This window comes from Leisingera sp. S132 (assembly GCF_025144465.1).
Lineage (GTDB): Bacteria > Pseudomonadota > Alphaproteobacteria > Rhodobacterales > Rhodobacteraceae > Leisingera.
The window spans coordinates 3,440,218-3,460,846 of record NZ_CP083553.1; the positions used below are offsets into that span (position 1 = coordinate 3,440,218).

Consider the following 20,629-nt stretch of genomic DNA (forward strand, 5'->3'; position numbering starts at 1 on the left):
CCTCCACACCTTATTCGTCAAACAACTGGCCTTTGACCGCCCGGGAAAAGCCCCGGAATTCGGCGATCTGCTGGCCGTCCTGGTTGGTCACTGTCACGTCGTAGATGCCGCTGCGCCCGGTCAGGGAAATCTCGCGCGCCTTGGCGATCAGCGTGTCGCCCAGCCGTCCCGGCGCGGTGAAGCTGATCACGTTGTGCTGCGCCACCGTCGACTGGTTGCGGCTGTTGCAGGCAAAGGCAAAGGCGCTGTCAGCCAGCATGAAGGTCACGCCGCCGTGGCAGATGCCGTGGCCGTTGCAGTGATGCCGGGCGATGGTCAGCTCCAAGGTCGCCTCGCCCTCGTCCACATGGGTGATCTCCATCCCTGCCCATTTGGACGCCTGGTCCTCGGCCCACATCGCGGCGGCAGATTTCTCGGCACGTTCCTTCGGAGTCATCGTCACTTGCCCTTGAACACAGGTGCGCGCTTTTCCAGGAAGCTGGCCACGCCCTCGGCGTAGTCCGCGCTTTCGCCGCAGGTTTTCATGGCGTCCGCCTCGATCTCCAGCTGGTCGGACAGCGTGTTGACCGCCGCGGCCTGGATGCACTGTTTGGTCAGCCCCAGACCCAGAGTCGGCCCGTTGGCGAATTTCTCGGCCATCGCGCGGGCCTCTGCCATCAGTTCCTCATCCGGCAGCGCCTTCCAGATCAGACCCCAGTCCTCGGCCTTCTTCGCCGGCAGCGGCTCAGCGGTCAGCGCCAGCCCCTTGGCGCGGGCCTCGCCCAGCAGCCGCGGCAGATGCCAGCTGCCGCCGGTGTCCGGGATCAGGCCGACCTTGGAAAACGACTGGATGAACTTGGCGCTCTCCGCTGCCAGCACCATGTCGCAGGCCAGCGCCAGATTGGCTCCTGCCCCGGCCGCCACGCCATTCACCGCGCAGATCACCGGGAAGTTCAATTCACGGATCAGCCGCACCAGCGGCGCATAGAATTTGCGCACGGTCTGGCTCAGGTCCGGTGGCCCGTCCATCTTGCGCGGGTCGCGGTCGCCCAGATCCTGGCCCGCGCAAAACCCGCGGCCCGCCCCGGTCAGCAGCACCGCGCGGGAGCCGCCGTCGCGCGCGGCCTCCAGCGCGGCGCGCAAGGCGTTGTGCATCTCCTCATTGAAACTGTTCAGCCGGTCCGGGCGGTTCAGGGTGATCTCCACCCAGGTGCCGTGGTCCTCAACCAGAATCGTATCGCTCATCGCTCCCTCACCCTCGTCAGCGGCGCATCTGACAAATTTCTTGCATAAACCGACCGGACGGTCAATATATCTCAGCATCGGATTCCAGCCAGCCGGCCCCCTGCCGGCCTGACGAAAAGGACACCATCATGAGCCTTCTAGAGATTTCCAGCTTTGCAGCGGGTCAATGGGTCGCACCGGGCGCAGGCGCCCGCAACATCGCCAGCGCCATCACCGGCGAGGTGATCGCCAGCGCCGGCAATGACGCGCTCGACGTGCAGGCAATGCTCGACTACGCCCGCACGGTGGGCGGCCCCGCCCTGCGCAAGCTGACCTTCCACGACCGCGCCCGGATGCTGAAGGCCCTGGCAGGCCACCTGAACCAGCACAAGCAGGCGCTTTACGATCTGTCGTTCAACACCGGCGCCACCCAGTCCGACCACATGATCGACATTGATGGCGGCATCGGCACCATGTTCGTCTTTGCCTCCAAGGGCCGCCGCGAAATGCCGGACGCCCATGTCTACCTCGACGGCGAGGTCGAGCAGCTCTCCCGCAACGGCACCTTCCTGGGCCAGCACATCTGCACCCCGCTGCGCGGCGTCGCGGTGCATATCAACGCCTTCAACTTTCCGGTCTGGGGGATGCTGGAAAAACTCGCCCCCACCCTGCTGGCAGGCGTCCCGGCCATCGTGAAACCCGCCACCAACAGCTGCTATGTGACCGAGCTGGCAGTGAAACTGTTGCTGGAGTCAGGCATCCTGCCCGAAGGCGCGCTGCAGCTGGTCTCCGGCGGCCTCGGAGGCATGCTGGACCATCTGACCATGCAGGACGTGGTCAGCTTCACCGGCTCCGCCAGCACCGCGCTCAAGCTGCGCGCGAACCCGGTGATCCTGGAAAACTCTGTCCGTTTTGTGGCCGAACAGGACAGCCTCAACGCCTCTATCCTCGGCCCCGACGCACAGCCCGGCACGCCGGAGTTTGACCTCTTCGTCAAGGAAGTCAGCCGCGAGATGACCACCAAGGCGGGCCAGAAATGCACCGCCATCCGCCGCATCATTGCGCCGCAGGCGCAGGTGGATGCAGTGATCGAGGCACTCTCTGCCCGCCTGGCGAAAACCCAAATCGGCGACCCGCGCCTGGAAACCACCCGCATGGGCGCGCTGGTCTCAAACAGCCAGAAACGCGACGTTCTGGAAAAGGCCGCGATCATCGGCCAGGAAGCAGAGCGCGTCTTTGGCGACCCGGACAACTTCTCCGTTGACGGCGCTGACGCCGGAAAAGGCGCCTTTGTGCCGCCGATGCTGTTCCACTGCGCCGACCCGGACAAGGCACAGCGGGTCCACGACACAGAGGCCTTCGGCCCCGTCTCCACAATCATGGGCTACCGTGACCTCGACCACGCGATTGATCTGGCCAACCGCGGCCAGGGCTCGCTGGTGGCCTCGGTCATCACCCATGACCCCGCCACCGCCCGCGAGGTCGCCATCGGCGCCGGCGCCTACCACGGCCGCCTCTATTTCAACAACCGCGACTCGATGAAGGAAAGCACCGGCCACGGCTCGCCCTTGCCCCACATGGTGCATGGCGGCCCGGGCCGTGCCGGCGGCGGCGAGGAGATGGGCGGCGTGCGCGGCGTCAAACACTACATGCAGCGCACCGCCATCCAGGGCTCGCCCGACATCCTGTCGGCAATCGGCGAGAAATGGGTCCCCGGCGGCACCGAGATCGAAGGCCCGGCGCACCCCTTCACCCGCAAGTTCGGCGAGCTGGCGATTGGCGAGACCCTGCACACCGCCCCGCGCACCGTCACGCTGGAGGATATCGAGACCTTCGCCCATTTCACCGGCGACACCTTCTATGCCCACATGGACGACGCAGCCGCCAAGCGGAACCCGTTCTTCCCGGGCCGCGTCGCGCATGGCTACCTGCTGTTGTCCTTCGCTGCGGGCATGTTCGTGCAGCCGGACGAGGGCCCGGTTCTGGCCAACACCGGCCTTGATAATCTGCGCTTCATGAAGCCGATTTCGGCGGGCGAAAGCATCAAGGTCCGCCTCACGGTCAAGAAGAAGACCCCCCGCAATGAGGAATACGGCGAGGTGCGCTGGCATGTCACCCTGACCAACCAGGACGACGAGATCGCGGCAGAGTATGAACTGCTGACGATGAACGCCTTTTGACCTTGTGCAAAAGTGGTAGGCAGCGGCAATGCAGCCGTGCGTCCGGACTGGTCTATCCAGTCCGGGCGCACTATGTTTATCCCCATGAACGAACAGCATAACCCCTGGTTTGACGCCACTGTCCAACAGCTGAACGACCCGCAGAACCAGCGGGTCTGGTCGGTGATTGTATCGCTGTTCGGCGATCTGGCGCAGGACAAGGGCGCCCAGATCAGCGGCGGGGCGCTCACCCGCATCATCACCCCGATGGGGATCAAGCCTGAGGCCATCCGCGTGGCCCTGCACCGGCTGCGCAAAGACGGCTGGATCGAAAGCGCGCGCGCAGGCCGCGCCTCGGTCCACTACCTGACTGAATACGGCCGCAAGCAATCCGCCGCGGTCACGCCGCGGATCTATGAACGCCGCGCGGCAGTCCCAGGCGAATGGCATCTTCTGATCGCCGAGGACGGCGCCGGCCAGGCGACCCTGGATGACGTGCTGATGCTGCCCAGCTATGTGGCGGTGAACCGCACCACCGCTCTCGGCCGCGGTCCTGTGCCGCAAAGCCTGGATGATCTTCTAGCAGCAGGAGTCAATTCCATTGCAGTGCCGGATTGGCTGAAATCCCGCCTGTTCCCGGACCACCTGTGCGAGGCCTGTGCCGCCCTCCAGCGGGACTTGCAGCAAATCTCTGCACCTCCCGCCGTCCTGACGCCGGAGCAGACCGGCACCTTGCGGACCCTGATCGTGCACCGCTGGCGCCGTGTGGTCCTGCGCCATCCGGATCTGCCGTCCGGTTTCCACCCGGCGGACTGGACCGGCGAAACCTGCCGCGCCCTGGTGTTCACTCTGCTGGACCAGCTGCCGCGCCCGGATCTTGCGGCCCTCGACAGCCTGTCCGAATAAGCACCGCCGCCACCTCTCCGACCACACTGCAAGTGCTGCAGGAAAGGATTCTGCCAGCCTTCAGGCGAACCCAACCCGCTGAAATACATATGAGAATTTCACTGCTGCGAAAAATCTCGGAAGAATCGGGGATTCTTCCGCTTTTCTGCTTGACCCGGCTGCCGGCATTCCGTAAATCGCCTCCACACAGAGCGGCGGAGTAGCTCAGTTGGTTAGAGCAGCGGAATCATAATCCGCGTGTCGGGGGTTCAAGTCCCTCCTCCGCTACCACCCTTCCCGAAATACCAGAATGCCCGGCAGCACAGTTTTGCGCTGATGCGGATGTGTTTTGCTTGCCGCTCCGCGGTTTTTCAGATGCTTCAAGGGGCACGCCCGCAGCGCCGACGGACCACCCTCAGAACGGCCGCTCCTGATGCGGGGACTTGCCGAAATAGCGCCGGTAGACCTTGGCGAAATGGGTCTGGCTGTTGAAGCCTGCCGCCAGCGCGACATCGATTATCCGCATGTTTGTCTGCAACAGCAGGCTGCGCGCATGGTCCAGCCGCAGCCTGGTGTAATAGACCTTGGGCGTGGCCTGCAGATACTTGGCAAACAGCCGCTCCAGCTGACGCACCGACAGGCCAACCAGATCGGCGATGCCGCCTGGGGTCAGCGGCTCCTCCAGGTTGCTGCGCATCAGACCCAGCGCCGCAGCCAGTTTTTCGTGCCGCACGCCGGCACGCCCGTATTCGGACACCGTCTGGTCCTGGCTGCCCCTGCGGGCCGAGGAACAGACCATCAGATCCGCCGCCGCCGTTGCCACGTCCGAGCCGTGGTGATCCGAAATCAGGTTCAGCATCATGTCGACCGTTGCGGTGCCGCCGGCGCAGGTGATCAGCGTGCCGTCCACGGTGAACAGCGAGCTTTTCACCTCCACATCCGGGTGCATCTCTGCCAGCGTCGCGCGCTGCGCCCAATGGGCAGAGGCCTGACGCCCGGACAAGAGGCCCGCCCGTGCCAGCGCCATGATCCCGCCGCCCAGCGCCGCCATCACCAGCCCCATGCGCTGCGCTTTCCTGAGCCACCCCAGCACCTTCAGCGAGATGCCAGGCTCCACGCCCTGGCCGCCGCAAATGAACACCATGCTGCCGCGGGCCAGTTCCGGCAGCCCGTCCTCGCTGACCACGCGCCAGTCATAGCGCGCAGTCCCGCCGAATGTGTTCACCGCCTCCAGCGCCGCCACCGCACTGGACAGATCCAAAGGGGAGAAGGTCGGCAGCAGCAGGAAGATGCAGCGGCAGGCCGCCACGGCCTCAGCCGCTTGGGGGAGCGTCCGCATGTATTGGGTCATGGTTTTCGCCCCCCTGCTTGATCAGGCGCACATGTTGGCGCCGTTGGCGTCATAGATGGGCGCGCCAAGCACCTCGGCGTCATACATCTCGCCCAGAATCTCGACCTGCAGCCGGGTGCCCGCCGCGGCGTGCTCTGCCGCGACATAGCCCATCGCCATCGAGATCTTTGCGTGATGCGCATAGCCGCCGGAGGAAATATAGCCGACCGCCTCGCCGTCCTTCAGGATCGCCTCGTCGTTCGACACATCTATGCCGTCCACCTCGATGGTCATGGTCACCAGCTTGCGGTTCGGACCAGCCTCGCGGGCCGCCAGCGCGGCCTCCTTGCCCACGAAATCCTTCTTCCAGTTGATGAAGACATCCATGCCGCTTTCCGCCGCGTCGAAATCGGGGCGGAAGTCCAGCGTCCACACACCCCAGCCCTTCTCCAGGCGCATCGACATCAGCGCCCGCGCGCCATACCAGCGGTAGCCCAGATCGGCGCCCGCCTCCTCGATCGCCTCCGCCAGCCGCAGCAGATACTGCGGCTTGCAGTAGATCTCATAGCCCAGCTCGCCCGAGAAGCTGATCCGGTTCAGGATCACTGGCACGCCGCCCACGAAAGTCTGGCGCAGGTCGCGGAACTTGAACGCCTCGCCCGAGACATCCTCGCGGGTGATCCGCTGCAGCAGCTGCCGCGATTTCGGACCCGACAGCGCGATGCCGTGCCAGTCGTCGGAAACGTTCTGGTACGACACATCCGCGGGCAGGTCCTTCTCGAACCAGCGGCGGTGCGCCTCCTGCATGGCGCCGGAGCCGAACAGCATGAAATGCTCCTCGCCCAGGCAGGCCACGGTCAGATCGCCATAAAGCTTGCCCTTCGGCGTCAGCATCGGCGTCAGCGTCAGGCGGCCCGGTTTCGGCACATAGCCCGCCAGCACGTGGTCCAGATAGGCCCGCGCGCCCGGCCCTTTGAACTCATGCTTGGCAAAGTTGGCAACTTCAATGCCGCCCACCGCCTCGCGCACCGCCTTGACCTCGCGCGCGACGTAGTCGTGCGAACGGTTGCGCTCAAACGTCGGTTCCTCATGGGCATCCTCCGGCCCGTCGGCAAACCATAGCGCATTCTCCAGGCCAAAGCCCTGCCCCATCCGCGCCCCCTTGGCGACCAGCCGGTCATACAGAGCAGTGGTCTTCTGCATCCGCCCCTTCGGCAGCGTCTCATTCGGGAAGGTCATCACAAACCGGCGCTCATAGTTCTCGGTTGATTTCACGGTGCCCCAGTCGGGGGTCGCAAACTCGCCGAACCGCGCCACATCCATCGCCCAGACGTCGATGGACGGCTCGCCGTCGATCATCCACTCCGCCATGGTCAGGCCCACACCGCCGCCCTGGCAGAAGCCAGCCATCACGCCCACCGCACACCAGTAGTTCTTCATGCCCGGCACCGGGCCGATCATCGGGTTGCCATCGGGGCCGAATGTGAAGGGCCCGTTGATCATGTCCTTGATGCCCGCCTCGCCGATCGCAGGGATACGCTCAAACGACATCTCCAGACGGTCGGCAATCCGGTCCAGATCGGGCTGCAGCAGCTCATGGCCGAAATCCCAGGGTGTGCCCCCCACCTTCCACGGCGTCCCCTTCGGCTCATAGGTGCCCAGCAGCATCCCCTGGCGTTCCTGGCGGAAGTAGATGTTGGCCTCATAATCGATGCCGGCCGGCAGGCGGGTCGGGTGGTTCGCCACCGCGTCGATCTTGTCGGTGATCAGGTAATGGTGCTCCATCGGCTGCACCGGCAGGTTGATGCCCTGCATATGGCCGACTTCACGCGCCCACAGACCGCCGCAGTTCACGATATGCTCGGCATTGATCACGCCGCGCGGGGTGGTCACATCCCAGCTGCCGTCCGGGCGCTGGGTGGTCGCGGTCACCGGCGTGTGGGTGAAATACTGCGCCCCGTGCACCTTGGCCGATTTGGCGAAGGCATAGGTCGCGCCCGACGGGTCCAGATCGCCGTCCTGATCATCCCACAGCGCCGCATGGTAATGCTTGGGGTCGATCAGTGGATGGCGCTCGGCCACTTCCTTGGGGCTGATGAATTCCTGGTTCAACCCCATGTAGCGCGCCTTGGACCGCTCCCGCTTGAGGTAGTCGTACCAGGTCTTGTTGGACGCCAGGTAAAAACCGCCGGTGATGTGCAGGCCAACCGAATGGCCAGAGGTCTCCTCGATCTCCTTATAGAGGTCGATGGTATAGCTCTGCAGGCGCGAGATGTTCGGGTCCGAGGAAATGGTGTGGATCTGCCCCGCCGCGTGCCAAGAAGAGCCGGAGGTCAGTTCATCCCGTTCCAGCAGCACAACATCCTTCCAGCCGAACTTGGCCAGGTGGAACAGGATCGAGCAGCCAACCACACCGCCGCCGATGATCACCGCCTTGGCGTGGCTCGGCAGCTTCTTGTCGCCGGTGCTCTCCTCCTTGTGGATGTTGAGCGTCGATTGGGCAAAATTGTCTGACATGGGTTTGTCCTCAGATCTGGGGCAAAAGGCGGGAATTGCGGCAAACGGCACCTTGGGGGTGCACAAGGGGTGTACGGGGGGTGCACAGGGGGTGCCGGGGCAAACCGGCAGATCCTGCATAAGCTGGAGAAATGGGTGAAGAGATTCTTAACTCAGTACCACGCATCCGGGATCTCCTCCTTGCGGCGGGCAACATAGGCGGCCAGTTCTTCCTTGACCGCCGCATCCATCGGCGGCGCCTGATACTCGTTCAGCATCTGGTTCCAGCGCTCATAGGCGCGCTGGCGCATGTCCTTGGACCCGCCCTCTTCCCAGCTCTCGACATTCTCGCTGTCGCTCAGCTTCGGCTCATAAAACGCGGTCTGATAGTTGCGCATGGTGTGGTCTGACCCCAGGAAATGCCCACCCGGCGCTACCTCGCCATAAGCATCGCGCGCCATCGCCTCGTCGCTGGTATCCAGCCCCTGGCTCAGCACCTTCTGGTAGGACCCCAGCCGGTCCGCATCCATGATCAGCTTCTCGAACCCGGTGCACAGCCCGCCTTCCAGCCAGCCCGCCGAATGCAGCACAAAATTGGCGCCGGCCAGCATGGTGGAATGCATTGAATCGGCACTCTCATAGGCCGCCTGCGCATCCTCGATCTTGGACGCGGTCAATGAGCCGCCGCAGCGCAAGGGCAGCCCGGCGCGGCGGGCCAGCTGGCCGATGGCGTAGTTGGAAATCACCGGCTCCGGCATCCCGAATGTCGGCGCGCCGGACTTCAGCGACATCGATGACAGGAAGTTGCCCAGCACAAAGGGCGCACCGGGACGGACTATCTGGGCAAAGGCGCAGCACATCATCGCCTCGGCCATCGCCTGCGCAACAGAAGCAGCGGTGGACACCGGCCCCATGGCACCCGAGAGGATAAAGGGAACAACCACAATCCCCTGTCCGCGCCCGCAATAGACTCTGATTGCCTCGGTCACCACCTTGTCCACCAGCAGCGGCGAGTTGGTGTTCACATTGCCCATGATGACGCAGTTTTCGTCCATGACGTCCCTGCCAAAGACGATCTCGGCCATGTCGACACTGTCCTGCGCGCGGGACATTTCGGTGATGGCACCCAAGTGCGGTTTGTCGCTCAGCGTCATATGGGCAAACAGCATGTCGAAGTGGCGCTTGGAGACCGGCACGTCGCAGGGCTCGCAGATCACAAACCCGCCGTGATGCAGGTTCGGATGCATGTAGGTGAGCTTCACCAGTTTCTCGAACGCGGCCATGTCGCCATAACGCCGCCCGCCCTCCAGGTCGCGCACAAACGGCGCGCCGTAGATCGGCGCGAAGACCTGATTGTTACCGCCAATGGTGACAGACCGCACCGGGTTGCGGGCCAGCTGGGTGAACTCGCGCGGTGCCGTGGCGCACAGGGCGCGGATCCACTGCGCATCGGCGCGGATCGTATCGCCGTCGATCTTTGCTCCGGCCTCTTTCCAGATCCGCAGCGCCTCCGGGTCGTCGCGGAAGGCAATGCCGACCTCTTCGAAGATCCAGTCGACCTGGGCTTCCAGCTTGACCAGCTTCTCCTCGTCCAGCGCGTCAAAGAACGGCAGCGAACGCCGGATCCAGGGCGAAGCCGGAGCGCCGGCAGGGGCAGTGTTTCTGTCGCGGGATGCGCGGGCGCGTCGGGCCATAGGGCTCTCCATCTTCAGGCGTTGCGGAACAATATGACCCGGCGCAGGCGTTGTGACGGTTGAAAATTCTGATGATCTGGATAACACACAGTTATGCAAGAACTCTGGAAACTCCTCACCAGCCCCCGCCACCTGATCGTTTTTGAGGCCGCCGCCCGGCACGGCTCTTTCACCCGTGCATCAGAGGAACTGAACGTGCAGCAGCCCGCCGTCAGTGCTGCGATCAAGCAGCTGGAGGCGTCTTTGGGCGTTATTTTATTCCGCCGCGGCCACCGCAAGGTGGAACTGACAGGCGCCGGGACACGGCTTTACGCAGATGTCTCCAAGGCGCTTGAGGACATCCTGTCCTCAGCCAAAGCGGTGCGGCAATTTGGGCGCAATGACCATGTGACGCTCAATTGCTCCTCTGCTTTTGCATACTACTGGGTGATGCCAAAACTGGCCCAGCTGCATGAGGCGCACCCTGATATTGACCTGCGCCTGCAAAGCTCAGACCGGGAGCCGGATATCAATACCGAAGGCATCTCGCTGGCGGTGCGGCGCGGTGACGGCAACTGGCCGGATTGCCACTCTGCCCTGATCGCGCCAGAGGTGATCTTTCCCGTCGCCAGTCCGCGGGTGATGGCCTCGGCGGTCAATCTGGCGACGGTGCCGAACCTGCTGCACGAGCGGCTGATCCATCTGGAGGAACCGATCCGGGAGCGCCCCAGGTGGCAGCAGTGGTTCGAGCACTTTGGCGTCACCGGCCGCCCGCCCGCCGCGGGCATGCGCCTCAACGATTATGCGCTGGTGCTGCAGGCGGCGATTGCCGGCGAAGGTTTTGCATTCGGCTGGCAGCATGTGACCGCGCCGCTGATCAAACAGGGGCTGCTGGCGGCGCGCAAGGACTGGGCCTGGACCACCGGATCGGGGTTCTATCTGGTGTGGTCCAAGACACAGGACCTGGTCCCCAACGCCGAATTGGTACGGCAATGGCTGCTGGAGATGGCCCGGCCGGGGACCGCGTGAGTCACGCAGCCCCTGTTTTTTTTTCCATGGCCCGCTGCATCGAGGTTTTCCGTGTCAGATACAGACGCCGCACAAAGGCCAGCACAAACAGCGCACTCAGGATCAGCACGATGGTCGGCGCCGGCGCGCTGTCGAGGAAGAAGCTGGCATAGGTGCCTGCCAGCATCGATGCCATGCAGACCAGAACCGACACCCACAGCATGGTGCTGAACTTGCGCACCACCAGGAAGGCAATTGCCCCTGGTGCAATCAGCAGCCCGATCGCCAGGATCAGCCCCGCCGCCGACAGGGTCGCCACGATGGTCAGCGACAAGGCTGCCAGCAGCCCGTAATGGAGCACCGTGACCTGCAGGCCGGAGGCCTGCGCCTGCGCCGGGTCGAAGCTGTGCAGCAGCAGGTCTTTCCACTTCAGGACCAGTGCGGCACCAACCACCAGAGAAATAATGCCCGCGGTCCACAGCTCATCCGGTTCCACCCCCAGCATATTGCCGAACAGGATATGATCCAGGTGCGCATTGGTCTCCACGGAGACATAGAGCACGATGCCAAGCCCGAACATGCCGGAGAACACCACCCCCATCACGGTGTCCTGCTTGACCCGGCTGTTGCCGGACAGAAACCCGGTGGCGACAGCGCAGAGCATACCGGCGGCAAAGGCGCCGACAATCAGCGGCAAGCCAACAATGTAGGCCAGCACAATACCTGGCAGCACCGCGTGGCTGACCGCATCGCCCATCAGCGCCCACCCCTTCATCACCAGAAAACAGGACAGGAGCGCGGTCGGAATAGAGACGATCAGCGAGATCAGAAAGGCGTTCTGCATGAACGCGAACTGGAACGGCATCAGAAGCGTATCCAGGTCCATCACGCAGCCCCCCTTTGGGCGGCCGGGCCGCGCTTGAGCGCCTCGCGCGCCTTGCGCTTGGCGGCCAGCAGCCCGTGTTTCGGAGCAAAGACAAAGACCACAAGGAAGATCACGGTTTGCAGCGTCACAATGATGCCGCCGGTAGCTCCGTCCAGAAAATAGCTGGCATAGGCGCCAAAGAAACTGGTGAGGGCGCCAATCAGCACCGACACCAGGATCAGCCGCGGGAAACGGTCGCAGAGCAGATAGGCCGTCGCCCCCGGTGTCACCACCATGGCAATCACCAGAAAGGCACCGACGGTCTGCATAGCTGCCACAACTGACGCCGACAGCAGCACGAAGAACACGGCCTTGAGCAGGCCGGGCCGCAGCCCGATGGTGCGGGCATGGTTTTCATCAAAAAAGGTGACCATCAGGTCTTTCCATTTCGCCAGCAGCACCGCCAGCGAGACAAAACCGATGACGGCCAGCTGCAGCGTGTCCTCCGGCGTGATTGCCAGGATATTGCCCATGGTTATGGTCTGCACCGAGACTGACATCGGGCTGATTGAGACGATGAAAAGGCCCAGCCCGAAGAAGGAGGTGAAGATCAGACCGATGATCACATCGACCTTCAACCCGGAGCGTTCTGACAGGAACAGCATTGCCCCCGCCGCCAGCGCGCCCGCGATGAAGGCGCCCAGCGCAAAGGGCAGGCCCAGGATGTAGGCGCCGGCCACACCGGGCACAACCGAATGGGAGAGCGCATCGCCAATCAGCGACCAGCCCTTGAGCATCAGGTAGGCCGACAGGAAGGCGCAGACGCCGCCCACCAGCGCCGAGACCCACATCGCGTTTGTCATGTAGCCGTAAGTGAACGGTTCCAGCAGGTATTCCATCATTGCTGGCCCCCGCCCTCGCCCTTGCTGTCGCTCGTCTGAGTCTTTTCGCCGTATTGGACAAAGGGGCGCTCGTCGTCGGTCAGGATGGTAACTTCGCGGGTGTCGCCGTCATCATGCAGCGCATCGCCGCCCAGGGTGAAGTGGCGCAGCACACCGCCGAAGGCGTGTTCCAGGTTTTCGCGGGTAAAGGTGGTTTCGGTCGGGCCATACCCAAGCACAGTGCCTTTCACCAGCACAGTTCGGTCGCAGAACTCCGGCACGCTGCCGAGGTTGTGGGTGGAGACCAGCATCACCCGGCCCTCGTCGCGCAGCTCGCGCAAGAGGGCGATGATCTGCTCCTCGGTCTTCACGTCCACACCGGTGAAGGGTTCGTCCAGCAGGATCACCTGCCCGTCCTGGGCCAGGGCGCGGGCCAGGAACACCCGCTTGCGCTGGCCGCCGGACAGCTCGCCGATCTGGCGGTGGCGGAAGTCTTGCATATTGACCCGGCGCAGCGCCTGATCGACTGCCTCGTGATCCGCAGCCTTGGGCCGGCGCAGGAAACCCATATGGCCATAGCGGCCCATCATCACCACGTCCTCGACCAGCACCGGGAAGGCCCAGTCGACCTCCTCCGACTGCGGAACATAGGCCACGAGATTCTTGCGCAGCGCGTCCTTGACCGTCATGCCAAGGATGCGGATCTCGCCCTGTGCCGCAGGGACAAACCCCATGATCGCCTTGAACAGGGTCGATTTGCCTGCCCCGTTCACCCCGACCAGCGCCGTCACGGTGCCGCGGGGAATGGCAAAGCTGGCATTCCACAGTGCGGTGTGGCCGTTCCTGTAGGTAACCGTGACGTTACTGGCGGCAATGCCGCCGTCCAGAAGCGCGGCGCTGGTGTTCATGGTGCGGGTCTCGCTGGCATCAAGCATGGGCTGTCCTGCTGAGTTACACACAGAAATCGTGCTTTGTGAAATGAAACGCCCCGCAAACTGTGTTGCGGGGCACTTGGTTATAAAAACAGGCTTAGTTGGTAACCTCAGTCAAACCGCGGGCAACGGTTTCCGATGTGACCTTGAGCAAGTCCAAATAGGTCGGCACCGGGCCGTCCGCCTCGCTGAGCGAGTCGACATAAAGCTCACCGCCATAAGCCACGCCGGTTTCGCGGGCGACTTGCTCAGCCGGGGCGGTGTTCACAGTGCTTTCGCAGAACACCACCGGGATGTCATTTGCACGCACGCCATCGATCACCGCACGCACCTGCTGGGGGGTGCCGACCTGGTCGGCGTTCATCGGCCACAGATACAGCTCCTTCATGCCGAAATCGCGGGCCAGGTAGCTGAAGGCGCCTTCGCAGGTTACCAGCCAGCGCTTGTCCTCGGGGATTTCCGCGATGGAACGGCGCAGCGGTTCGATGGTGGCGCGCAAGCGGTCTTTGTACTCACCTGCGTTCTTGACATAGACCGCGGCGTTTTCCGGGTCGTGCTCGGCAAAGGCTTCGACGATGTTGTCGATATAGATCAGCGCGTTATCCAGCCCCATCCAGGCGTGCGGATTGGGCTTTCCCTCGTAAGAGCCGGCCGCGATCGGAATCGGGTCGATGCCGTCGGTCAATGTAACGGAAGGCACATCATCGAGGTTCGACAGGAACTGCTCGAACCACAGTTCCAGGTTCATGCCGTTCCACAGGATCAGGTCGGCATCGGACGCCCGGACGATGTCGCGCGGAGTAGGCTCATAACCGTGGATCTCGGCGCCGGGTTTGGTGACCGAGACAACCTCAGCCGCGTCACCCGCCACATTGGCCGCCATATCAGCCAGAACGGTGAAGGTGGTGACAACCTTCATCTTGTCTTCTGCCATGGCAGCGCTGGCGGCAACGCCCATGATGGCAGCTGCGGATACAGTCTTGAGCAACTTCGGAAACATCCGATTCTCCCTTTGAAGGCACGAGTTACACACTGTTATTGCAAATCATTCGCAACTGTCAATGAAATTGCGAATGATTTGCAACAGCGGCAGCTTCCGCCGACCCGGCTACTGCGGGTAGCGAGGCTTGCTGCGCGGACCCTCACCAGTGATCGCCGTCAGCGACAGCGTGTGGTCCATGTTCTTCATCCGGTGCCGCAGCATCATCCGGGTCAGCCGGTTAAGGTCATCGGCAAACGCCGCCTGCCCGGCCACGTTCTCCAGTTCCCCCCGTCCTTGGCTGTCAAACAGCATCGGCGGCAGATCGGCGGCGAACTCGACCAGCGTGAACCGCTCATCCCGCAGGATACCAAGGCAGGAATCGCTGGCGGTGGTGCCAAGCTCCTGCTGCCACAGCGTCGGCTCAAGCGGCTCCGAGAAATCCAGCTCCGAGAAGGAATACTGCCGCCAGTCCTGCGGTGATTGTCCGCGCAGGAGCGGCAGCAGCGAGCGCCCGTCCATGGAATTCGGCACCTCCTGCCCCACCCATTCCAGGATGGTCGGTGTCACGTCGACTGACTCGGTGATGTGATTTAGACTGGCGCCCGCGTGCTCCTCGTTACCCGGCACCCGGATTATCAGCGGCGTGTGATAGGCGGCGTCATAGACTGTCATCTTGCCCCAGGAGTGGCGGTCGCCCAGCATCTCGCCATGGTCTGCGGTGATCACCACCATGGTGTTGCCGTACTGCCCGCTGTCCTTCAGGAACCGGATCACACGCCCGACATGATGATCCACTTCCGTCGCCAGACCCAGATAAACCGCGCGAAGGGTCTGGATGTTCTCATCCGATGACTCCAGATCCGGGAAGCCCTCAACAAAGCTGGCGGCGGTGCTCTTGCGCAGCAGCGGGCCAAAGAACGGGTGCTGGCCGACTTCCTGTTCCGCATTTGCCAGCCGCTGCGGCAGCGGCAGGCTGGCCGGGTCATACATGCTGTTATAGGGCGCCGGCGCCACCAGCGGCGGGTGCGGGCGGATGTAGGTCAGATGCGCAAACCAGCTGTCCTTGCCGTGGGCCGGCATCGTGTTGAGGAATGAGTTTGTGAGGAAGGCGGTATCGCTGTCCTCCGCCGCGTACAGCGCCGGACCGTTCAGCCTGGGCGCGCCGCCCTCCGGTGAGACCGGTTTGTAGACGTCCCAGTAGTTTTCGAACTCATAGCCGCGGCTCATCAGATGCGATTGCCAGGGATAGGACATTTCCAGCCGCATCTCGGTTACTTCATGGAAGCCGTTCATCGGGTATTCATAAGTCCGAAGCGCGGGATCGTTGGCGTCAAAAGCGCGCGGGTCCTGAGAGGTGTCGGTATAGCCGAACAGCATCGGCAGATAGCCTGCCTTGCGCATCTCGGTGGCGATGTTCGGCGTGTCATGGCGCAAGGGCGTGCCATTGCGGACCGAGCGGTGGTTCATCGCGTACTGCCCGGTCAGGATCGACGCGCGCGATGGTCCGCAGGGGTTGGTCACAGAAAAATGCCGGTTGAACGATACCGCCTCCTGCATGAAGTCGCGGATGTTCGGCAGGTCCACATGCTCCGCCAGCGCGCCCGACAGGCAGTCTGCGCGCAACTGGTCAATGATGATGAACAGAACATTCCGGTTTTCGGGGCGTGCGGCAGGCATCCGGGCTTCCTCGCTGGAGCAATTCAGGTTTCCGGAGACAATCTGTGGCAGCCTGCACGCGGATTACAAGCGCAGACTGTGCCGCTCCCGTGGGGCAGCCTGCCGCAGGTTGCCAGCTGGCAATTCCCGGACAATTTTAGCGGTCAGTCCGCCAGCGGCAGAGTGAACAGCTTACCGAACTGCGGTTGCGGATCTGTCACGCCGGCAAGCCGCAGCATATGCCAGCCAAGCGCCTGGTTGCTGGATATGACCGGCACCCCGGTTTGCGCCTCAATCTCCGGAATGATCCGCAGGCAGCGCAGGTTGGTGCAGGAGATCACGATCGCATCGCAGTCTCCCTGAGTGACCGCCTTTTTGGCAGCTTCTGCAATGGCTGCCTCGGTTATCCGGGCCACCACCCGGTCGTCCATCTGTTCAAACGATCCGAAACCTGCAATCGCAAACCCTGCTGCTTCCAGCTTGGCGCGCATCTGCGCTGAAACCTCCGGCAGGTATGGCGTCACAAACCCAAACCTGGCAGCGCCCAGCGCCTTGCCTGCCGCAATGATGGCGGCCAGCGGATCAGTCACCTTGGCGTCCGGCAGAACGGTCTGAACGGCCTCAGCCACCTTGGCGGAGCCGATCACGGTGGAGGCCGAGGTGCAGCCATAACCGATCACGTCGAAGTCTGCCGCTGACGGAAAGAGCTTTGCCGAGGCAGGCAGATCCGCTTGCATCTGCGCCAGCGTCTCAGGGCGCACTTCCGGCACCATCGGGATGCGGCTGTGATAGAGCGCCACGCCCTCTTGCGCCATCATCCGGGAGAATTCCGGCTCCAGCGTTTCGTCGGTTTCCAGCACGATCACACCCAGGGTGGCGCGGGTGCCGATACCTGCGTCCGTGTCATAGGGGAGCTTCATGTCCCGGGGCCTCCTTCAGATCACCGGCAGTTCCGGGGCTGCACGAACGGTCAGCAGTTCTGCACCATCCGCACGCACCACGATGTTTTCTTCATGCACCATGATACGGCCATCGCCATAGCCCAGTGAAGGTTCCAGCGTCAGCACCATGTTCTCTTCGATCACTGTTTCATCAAAGGCGGCATGCGAGGGCCATTCGGTCAGTTGCATCCCCAGCCCATGTCCGAGCCGCCCAACATCACCGCCCTGATCATCCATTTCGGCGATCACGGACTGCATCGCCTGGAACAGATCGCGGCAGGTGGCGCCGGGTTTGGATGCAGCAATGCCTGCCTCTGTGGCGCGCCACAGCACATCATAGGCGCGGCGCGACAGATCGTCTGCGCGGCCAATGGCAAAATTCCGGTCGAAGTCGCAGAAATACCCGTCCCATGTGGCGCCTGTATCCAGCATCATGATGTCACCGGCCTGCAGCGGCCGCGTGGTCGGCGGCGAGATCACGTCGCTGTAGCCGCCCTGATCAGCACCGCCAACCAGATAGGGCACATCGTCGGCGCCCTGTGCCAGCGCCTCGCGCCGGAAGGCGCGGAACAGATCCTCAAAGGGCTGCCCTGCACGGGCGATCTGCGGCACTTGCGCAAATGCGCGCGAGCCAATGCTGCAGATATGCGCCAGCTTTTCGATCTCCGCGGCAGATTTCACCATCCGCAGGCCGCGCACCAGCGGCGTGGCATCCGCCACCTTCAGCCCCGGCAATCCCGCCATCAGGCGTTCGTAGTCGCCCAGCGGCATTCTGAGCGAGGTTTCGTGCCCCTTCATCAATCCGATGGAGCCGCCGCGCCCGGCAATCGGCGACAGCAGTTCTGTCAGCAGACTAATGCCGTCGTCCTGCGGCGCCGGCGCGCTCCAGGTGCGGATGTCCTCGATCCAGGTCCGGCGCATCAGGTCGGCGCCGATCTCCGGGATGATGGCAATCGGCTTTCCCGCAAGCGGCACGAACAGGAACCAGGGCCGGGTCGGGCTTTGCCAGAACAGCGTGTGAAACCCGCTGAAGTAGCGCACCTCCGGCTCTGTCAGCAGCAGCAGGCCGTCAAGCCCCTGCGCCGCCATCAGCGCCTGAGCCTTCTCGGTGCGGGCCGCGAATTCCGCCTCTGGGAAACCGCGAGCGGGAGCTTCAGACATTGTCCTTGCCTTCCATGATCGCGGCAAAGATCGCCGGGTCGGTGACACCTTCGGAGCCGATCAGCAGCACACGGGAGGCTTCATCCAGCCCGAGAGTGGCTTTCATCTCCGGCGACTGGCAGGCCGCGATCAGGGCAGACAGGCCAGCCACGGCGCTTTCGCCTGCCTCTACCACCGGATCCCCGGTTTCACCATTGGCCAGCAGCCGCACTGCAGGGGCCACGATGCTGTCGGGGATGGTCACAAAATCCGAGGCCTCCTCCGCCAGGATTTCCCAGGCCATTTCCGACGGTTCGCCACAGGAGAGGCCCGCCATGATGGTTTCTTCCTGAATGGCGAAATTGGTCGCCTTGCCGGCTTTGGCGCTGTCGAACAGGCAGGCTGCCAGTTCCGGCTCGACAATCACCACCCGCGGCGAAGCCTCGCCATAGTACTGCCGCAGCGCCGCCGCGACCGAGGCCGCCAGCCCGCCGACGCCGCCCTGCAGGAACACATGGGTCGGTGCCTGCTCCAGCGCCTCACAGGCCTCCCGGGTCATCACGCTGTAGCCTGCCATCACGTCGCGCGGCGGCTTGGTATAGCCTTCCCAGGAGGTGTCCGAGACCACGAACCAGCCGTTTTCCTCCGCCTCCTTCTTGGCCAGAAGGACGGAGTCGTCATAATCGCCTGCAATGCGGATCACTTCGGCGCCCAGTTCGCGCATCGCAACGGCGCGGCCCTCGCTGACCTCGGCATGGATATAGATCCGGCAAGGCGCGCCGAACCGCTGACAGCCCCATGCCAGAGAGCGGCCATGGTTGCCGTCGGTGGCAGAGACCAGGGTGATCCCGGCGCAGGCGTCCCTGTGGGCACCGTTGCGGATTTCCTCCAGGCTGACGTCCCGGCCCAGCTGTTTGGCCAACTCCCGCTGCAGCACCCGCAGCGCCGCATAAGACCCGCCCAGCGCCTTGAAGCTGCCCAGCCCGAACCGCGGGCCTTCGTGCTTGTAGTCGATCCGCCCGACGCCAACCTGGCCGGCCAGACCCGCCAGAGATACCAGCGGTGTTGCTTCATAGCCTTCCCAGACCGTGATTTCCGACTGCGCATTGGAGAAGTCCCGATCGGACAGTACCGAATAGGCCGCCTCGCCGGTTTTCGGATTTCCCGCGGTATGGCGGATGGGTGCGTCAAAACTATCAAGCATGGTCAGTCCTTTCCCACGGGCAGCCGGTCACGCACCAGCTGCACCCAGAACTCTGCGCCAATCGGCAGCAGAGCGTCGTTGAAATCATAATCCGCCGAGTGCAGCGGCTGGCCGCTGGGGCCTTCCTCGCCATTGCCCAACAGCAGAAAGCAGCCCGGCACTGCGGCGGCGAAATGGGCAAAATCCTCGGAGAAGCTCATTGGCGGGCGGTTACGGACCACTTCGCGGCCTGCAACCTCGCCGGCGCGGTAGACGGCCTCAACCGGGCCATCGGCGTTGATGGTCTCGACGAACTCGGTGTTGAAGCTCACCTTGGCCTCGACCGAATGTGCAGCGGCAACACCGGCAGCGATCTGGCGCATGAAGCGCTCAACCGCCTCGCGGTCTTCAGGCACCCGGGCGCGCACGTCGCCTTTCAGCACCGCGTGGCCCGGCAGCACGTTGCGCTGGCCGTCGGTCAGGAATTCCGTGACCGAGACCACGGCGCCGGAGCCCGGCGCCAGCTTGCGCGACACGATGGTCTGCAGCGCCAGCACCAGTTCCGCCCCCACGGTGATGGCATCCACCCCCGCCTGCGGCATCGAGGCATGACCGCCCTGCCCCCGGATCGAAATTTCAAACAGGCTCTCGCTGCTGCAAATCTGGCCGGGACGGGTTGAAATCTGTCCCACCGGCGCACCAGGCAGATTGTGGATGGCATAGACCTCTTCGATCGGGAAGCGCTCCAGAACGCCCTCGGCAATCATCGCCTGGGCACCCAGCCCATGCTCCTCGTTGGGCTGGAAGATGAATACGACGGTGCCGTCAAACCCCTGCTCCTGCACCAGCCGTTCAGCAGCGCCCAAGAGCATGGCCATATGACCGTCATGGCCGCAGGCGTGCATCTTGCCCGGCGTTTCCGAGACGTAGCCGTGGGTGGAGATTTCAGTGATCGGAAGGGCATCCATGTCCGCCCGCAGGCCAATGGCACGGTTTCCGCTGCCCGCGCGCAGCAGCCCTATGACGCCGGCGCCTTCATGCACTTCCACCCCCAAGTTGCGCAGATGCTCCGCAACCTTCGCCCTGGTGCGCTCCTCTTGAAAGCCGAGCTCAGGGTGGCGGTGGAAATCCCGGCGCAGTGCAGTCAGGCGGTCCTGAAATGTTGTCATACGCGCTCTCCCAGCCGTTTGCAGCGACTTTAAGCTGCAAATCGTGACTGGGCGCATAGAATTCGGGGCAGCGGGAGACGATTTTCATCATCATCCCATTATTTTGCGTTGAAAATCGTACCACAC

17 protein-coding genes and 1 tRNA gene are annotated in these 20,629 nt (G+C 63.5%); 4 read left to right on the plus strand and 14 right to left on the minus strand.

Features of this window, described 5'->3' with window-relative positions:
• Nucleotides 1-10: 10 nt before the first annotated feature.
• A complete protein-coding gene (gene paaI / locus K3725_RS17005) occupies nt 11-436 on the minus strand; it encodes a hydroxyphenylacetyl-CoA thioesterase PaaI (protein WP_260016451.1) in 426 nt (141 codons plus the stop codon).
• A 2-nt stretch (nt 437-438) separates the two neighbouring features.
• The gene (paaG, locus tag K3725_RS17010) at nt 439-1,224 is read right to left on the minus strand and encodes a 2-(1,2-epoxy-1,2-dihydrophenyl)acetyl-CoA isomerase PaaG (RefSeq protein ID WP_260016452.1); all 786 of its coding nucleotides are present in this window, start codon (nt 1,222-1,224) and stop codon (nt 439-441) included.
• A 128-nt stretch (nt 1,225-1,352) separates the two neighbouring features.
• Here paaG and paaZ point away from each other — a divergent pair, with 128 nt between their 5' ends.
• From paaZ to K3725_RS17025, 3 genes are all read left to right on the plus strand, one after another.
• Complete coding sequence (gene paaZ, locus K3725_RS17015; protein ID WP_260016453.1) at nt 1,353-3,383, plus strand: phenylacetic acid degradation bifunctional protein PaaZ; 2,031 nt, start codon at nt 1,353-1,355, stop codon at nt 3,381-3,383.
• Nucleotides 3,384-3,467: 84 nt separating this feature from the next.
• The gene (locus K3725_RS17020) at nt 3,468-4,268 is read left to right on the plus strand and encodes a PaaX family transcriptional regulator C-terminal domain-containing protein (RefSeq protein ID WP_260016454.1); all 801 of its coding nucleotides are present in this window, start codon (nt 3,468-3,470) and stop codon (nt 4,266-4,268) included.
• 193 nt (nt 4,269-4,461) lie between these two features.
• Nucleotides 4,462-4,538 (plus strand) — tRNA-Met (locus K3725_RS17025).
• 124 nt (nt 4,539-4,662) lie between these two features.
• On the opposite strand, the gene K3725_RS17030 is transcribed toward K3725_RS17025, so the two are convergent.
• The 3 genes from K3725_RS17030 to K3725_RS17040 all read right to left on the minus strand — a co-directional run bounded on the left by K3725_RS17030 (nt 4,663) and on the right by K3725_RS17040 (nt 9,767).
• Nucleotides 4,663-5,598: a GlxA family transcriptional regulator gene (locus tag K3725_RS17030; protein WP_260016455.1), complete on the minus strand. Its 936-nt coding sequence runs from the start codon at nt 5,596-5,598 to the stop codon at nt 4,663-4,665.
• Between the two features lie 21 nt (nt 5,599-5,619).
• Complete coding sequence (locus tag K3725_RS17035) at nt 5,620-8,094, minus strand: FAD-dependent oxidoreductase (protein WP_260016456.1); 2,475 nt, start codon at nt 8,092-8,094, stop codon at nt 5,620-5,622.
• Between the two features lie 152 nt (nt 8,095-8,246).
• Nucleotides 8,247-9,767 (minus strand): trimethylamine methyltransferase family protein, encoded by a 1,521-nt coding sequence (locus K3725_RS17040; RefSeq protein ID WP_260016457.1) that lies wholly within the window; start codon nt 9,765-9,767, stop codon nt 8,247-8,249.
• Nucleotides 9,768-9,860: 93 nt separating this feature from the next.
• On the opposite strand from K3725_RS17040, the gene K3725_RS17045 reads away from it, so the two are divergent.
• Nucleotides 9,861-10,775, plus strand: a complete 915-nt coding sequence (locus tag K3725_RS17045; protein ID WP_260016458.1) for a LysR substrate-binding domain-containing protein — start codon at nt 9,861-9,863, stop codon at nt 10,773-10,775.
• A gap of 1 nt (nt 10,776) precedes the next feature.
• Here the strand turns inward: K3725_RS17045 and K3725_RS17050 are convergent, their stop codons facing one another.
• From K3725_RS17050 to K3725_RS17090, 9 genes are all read right to left on the minus strand, one after another.
• Nucleotides 10,777-11,640 carry a metal ABC transporter permease gene (locus tag K3725_RS17050; RefSeq protein WP_260016459.1) on the minus strand — a complete coding sequence of 288 codons (864 nt, stop codon included), beginning with the start codon at nt 11,638-11,640 and terminating at the stop codon, nt 10,777-10,779.
• On the minus strand, nt 11,640-12,518 hold the full coding sequence (locus K3725_RS17055; protein ID WP_260018628.1) for a metal ABC transporter permease: 879 nt from the start codon (nt 12,516-12,518) through the stop codon (nt 11,640-11,642). The genes K3725_RS17050 and K3725_RS17055 overlap by 1 nt, the downstream gene beginning before the upstream one ends.
• Entirely contained in the window at nt 12,518-13,435 is a 918-nt protein-coding gene (locus K3725_RS17060) for a manganese/iron ABC transporter ATP-binding protein (protein ID WP_311202205.1), read from the minus strand. The genes K3725_RS17055 and K3725_RS17060 overlap by 1 nt, the downstream gene beginning before the upstream one ends.
• A 94-nt stretch (nt 13,436-13,529) precedes the next feature.
• On the minus strand, nt 13,530-14,432 hold the full coding sequence (locus K3725_RS17065) for a metal ABC transporter substrate-binding protein (RefSeq protein WP_311202206.1): 903 nt from the start codon (nt 14,430-14,432) through the stop codon (nt 13,530-13,532).
• Nucleotides 14,433-14,540: 108 nt separating this feature from the next.
• Nucleotides 14,541-16,091 carry a sulfatase-like hydrolase/transferase gene (locus K3725_RS17070; RefSeq protein ID WP_260016460.1) on the minus strand — a complete coding sequence of 517 codons (1,551 nt, stop codon included), beginning with the start codon at nt 16,089-16,091 and terminating at the stop codon, nt 14,541-14,543.
• 143 nt (nt 16,092-16,234) lie between these two features.
• The gene (locus K3725_RS17075) at nt 16,235-16,990 is read right to left on the minus strand and encodes an aspartate/glutamate racemase family protein (RefSeq protein ID WP_260016461.1); all 756 of its coding nucleotides are present in this window, start codon (nt 16,988-16,990) and stop codon (nt 16,235-16,237) included.
• Between the two features lie 15 nt (nt 16,991-17,005).
• Nucleotides 17,006-18,172, minus strand: coding sequence for a Xaa-Pro peptidase family protein (locus tag K3725_RS17080; protein ID WP_260016462.1), 1,167 nt, complete (start codon nt 18,170-18,172; stop codon nt 17,006-17,008).
• Nucleotides 18,165-19,355: a diaminopropionate ammonia-lyase gene (locus tag K3725_RS17085; protein ID WP_260016463.1), complete on the minus strand. Its 1,191-nt coding sequence runs from the start codon at nt 19,353-19,355 to the stop codon at nt 18,165-18,167. Before K3725_RS17085 ends, K3725_RS17080 begins: the two co-directional genes overlap by 8 nt.
• A 2-nt stretch (nt 19,356-19,357) precedes the next feature.
• Entirely contained in the window at nt 19,358-20,503 is a 1,146-nt protein-coding gene (locus tag K3725_RS17090) for an amidohydrolase (protein ID WP_260016464.1), read from the minus strand.
• Nucleotides 20,504-20,629: the final 126 nt, after the last annotated feature.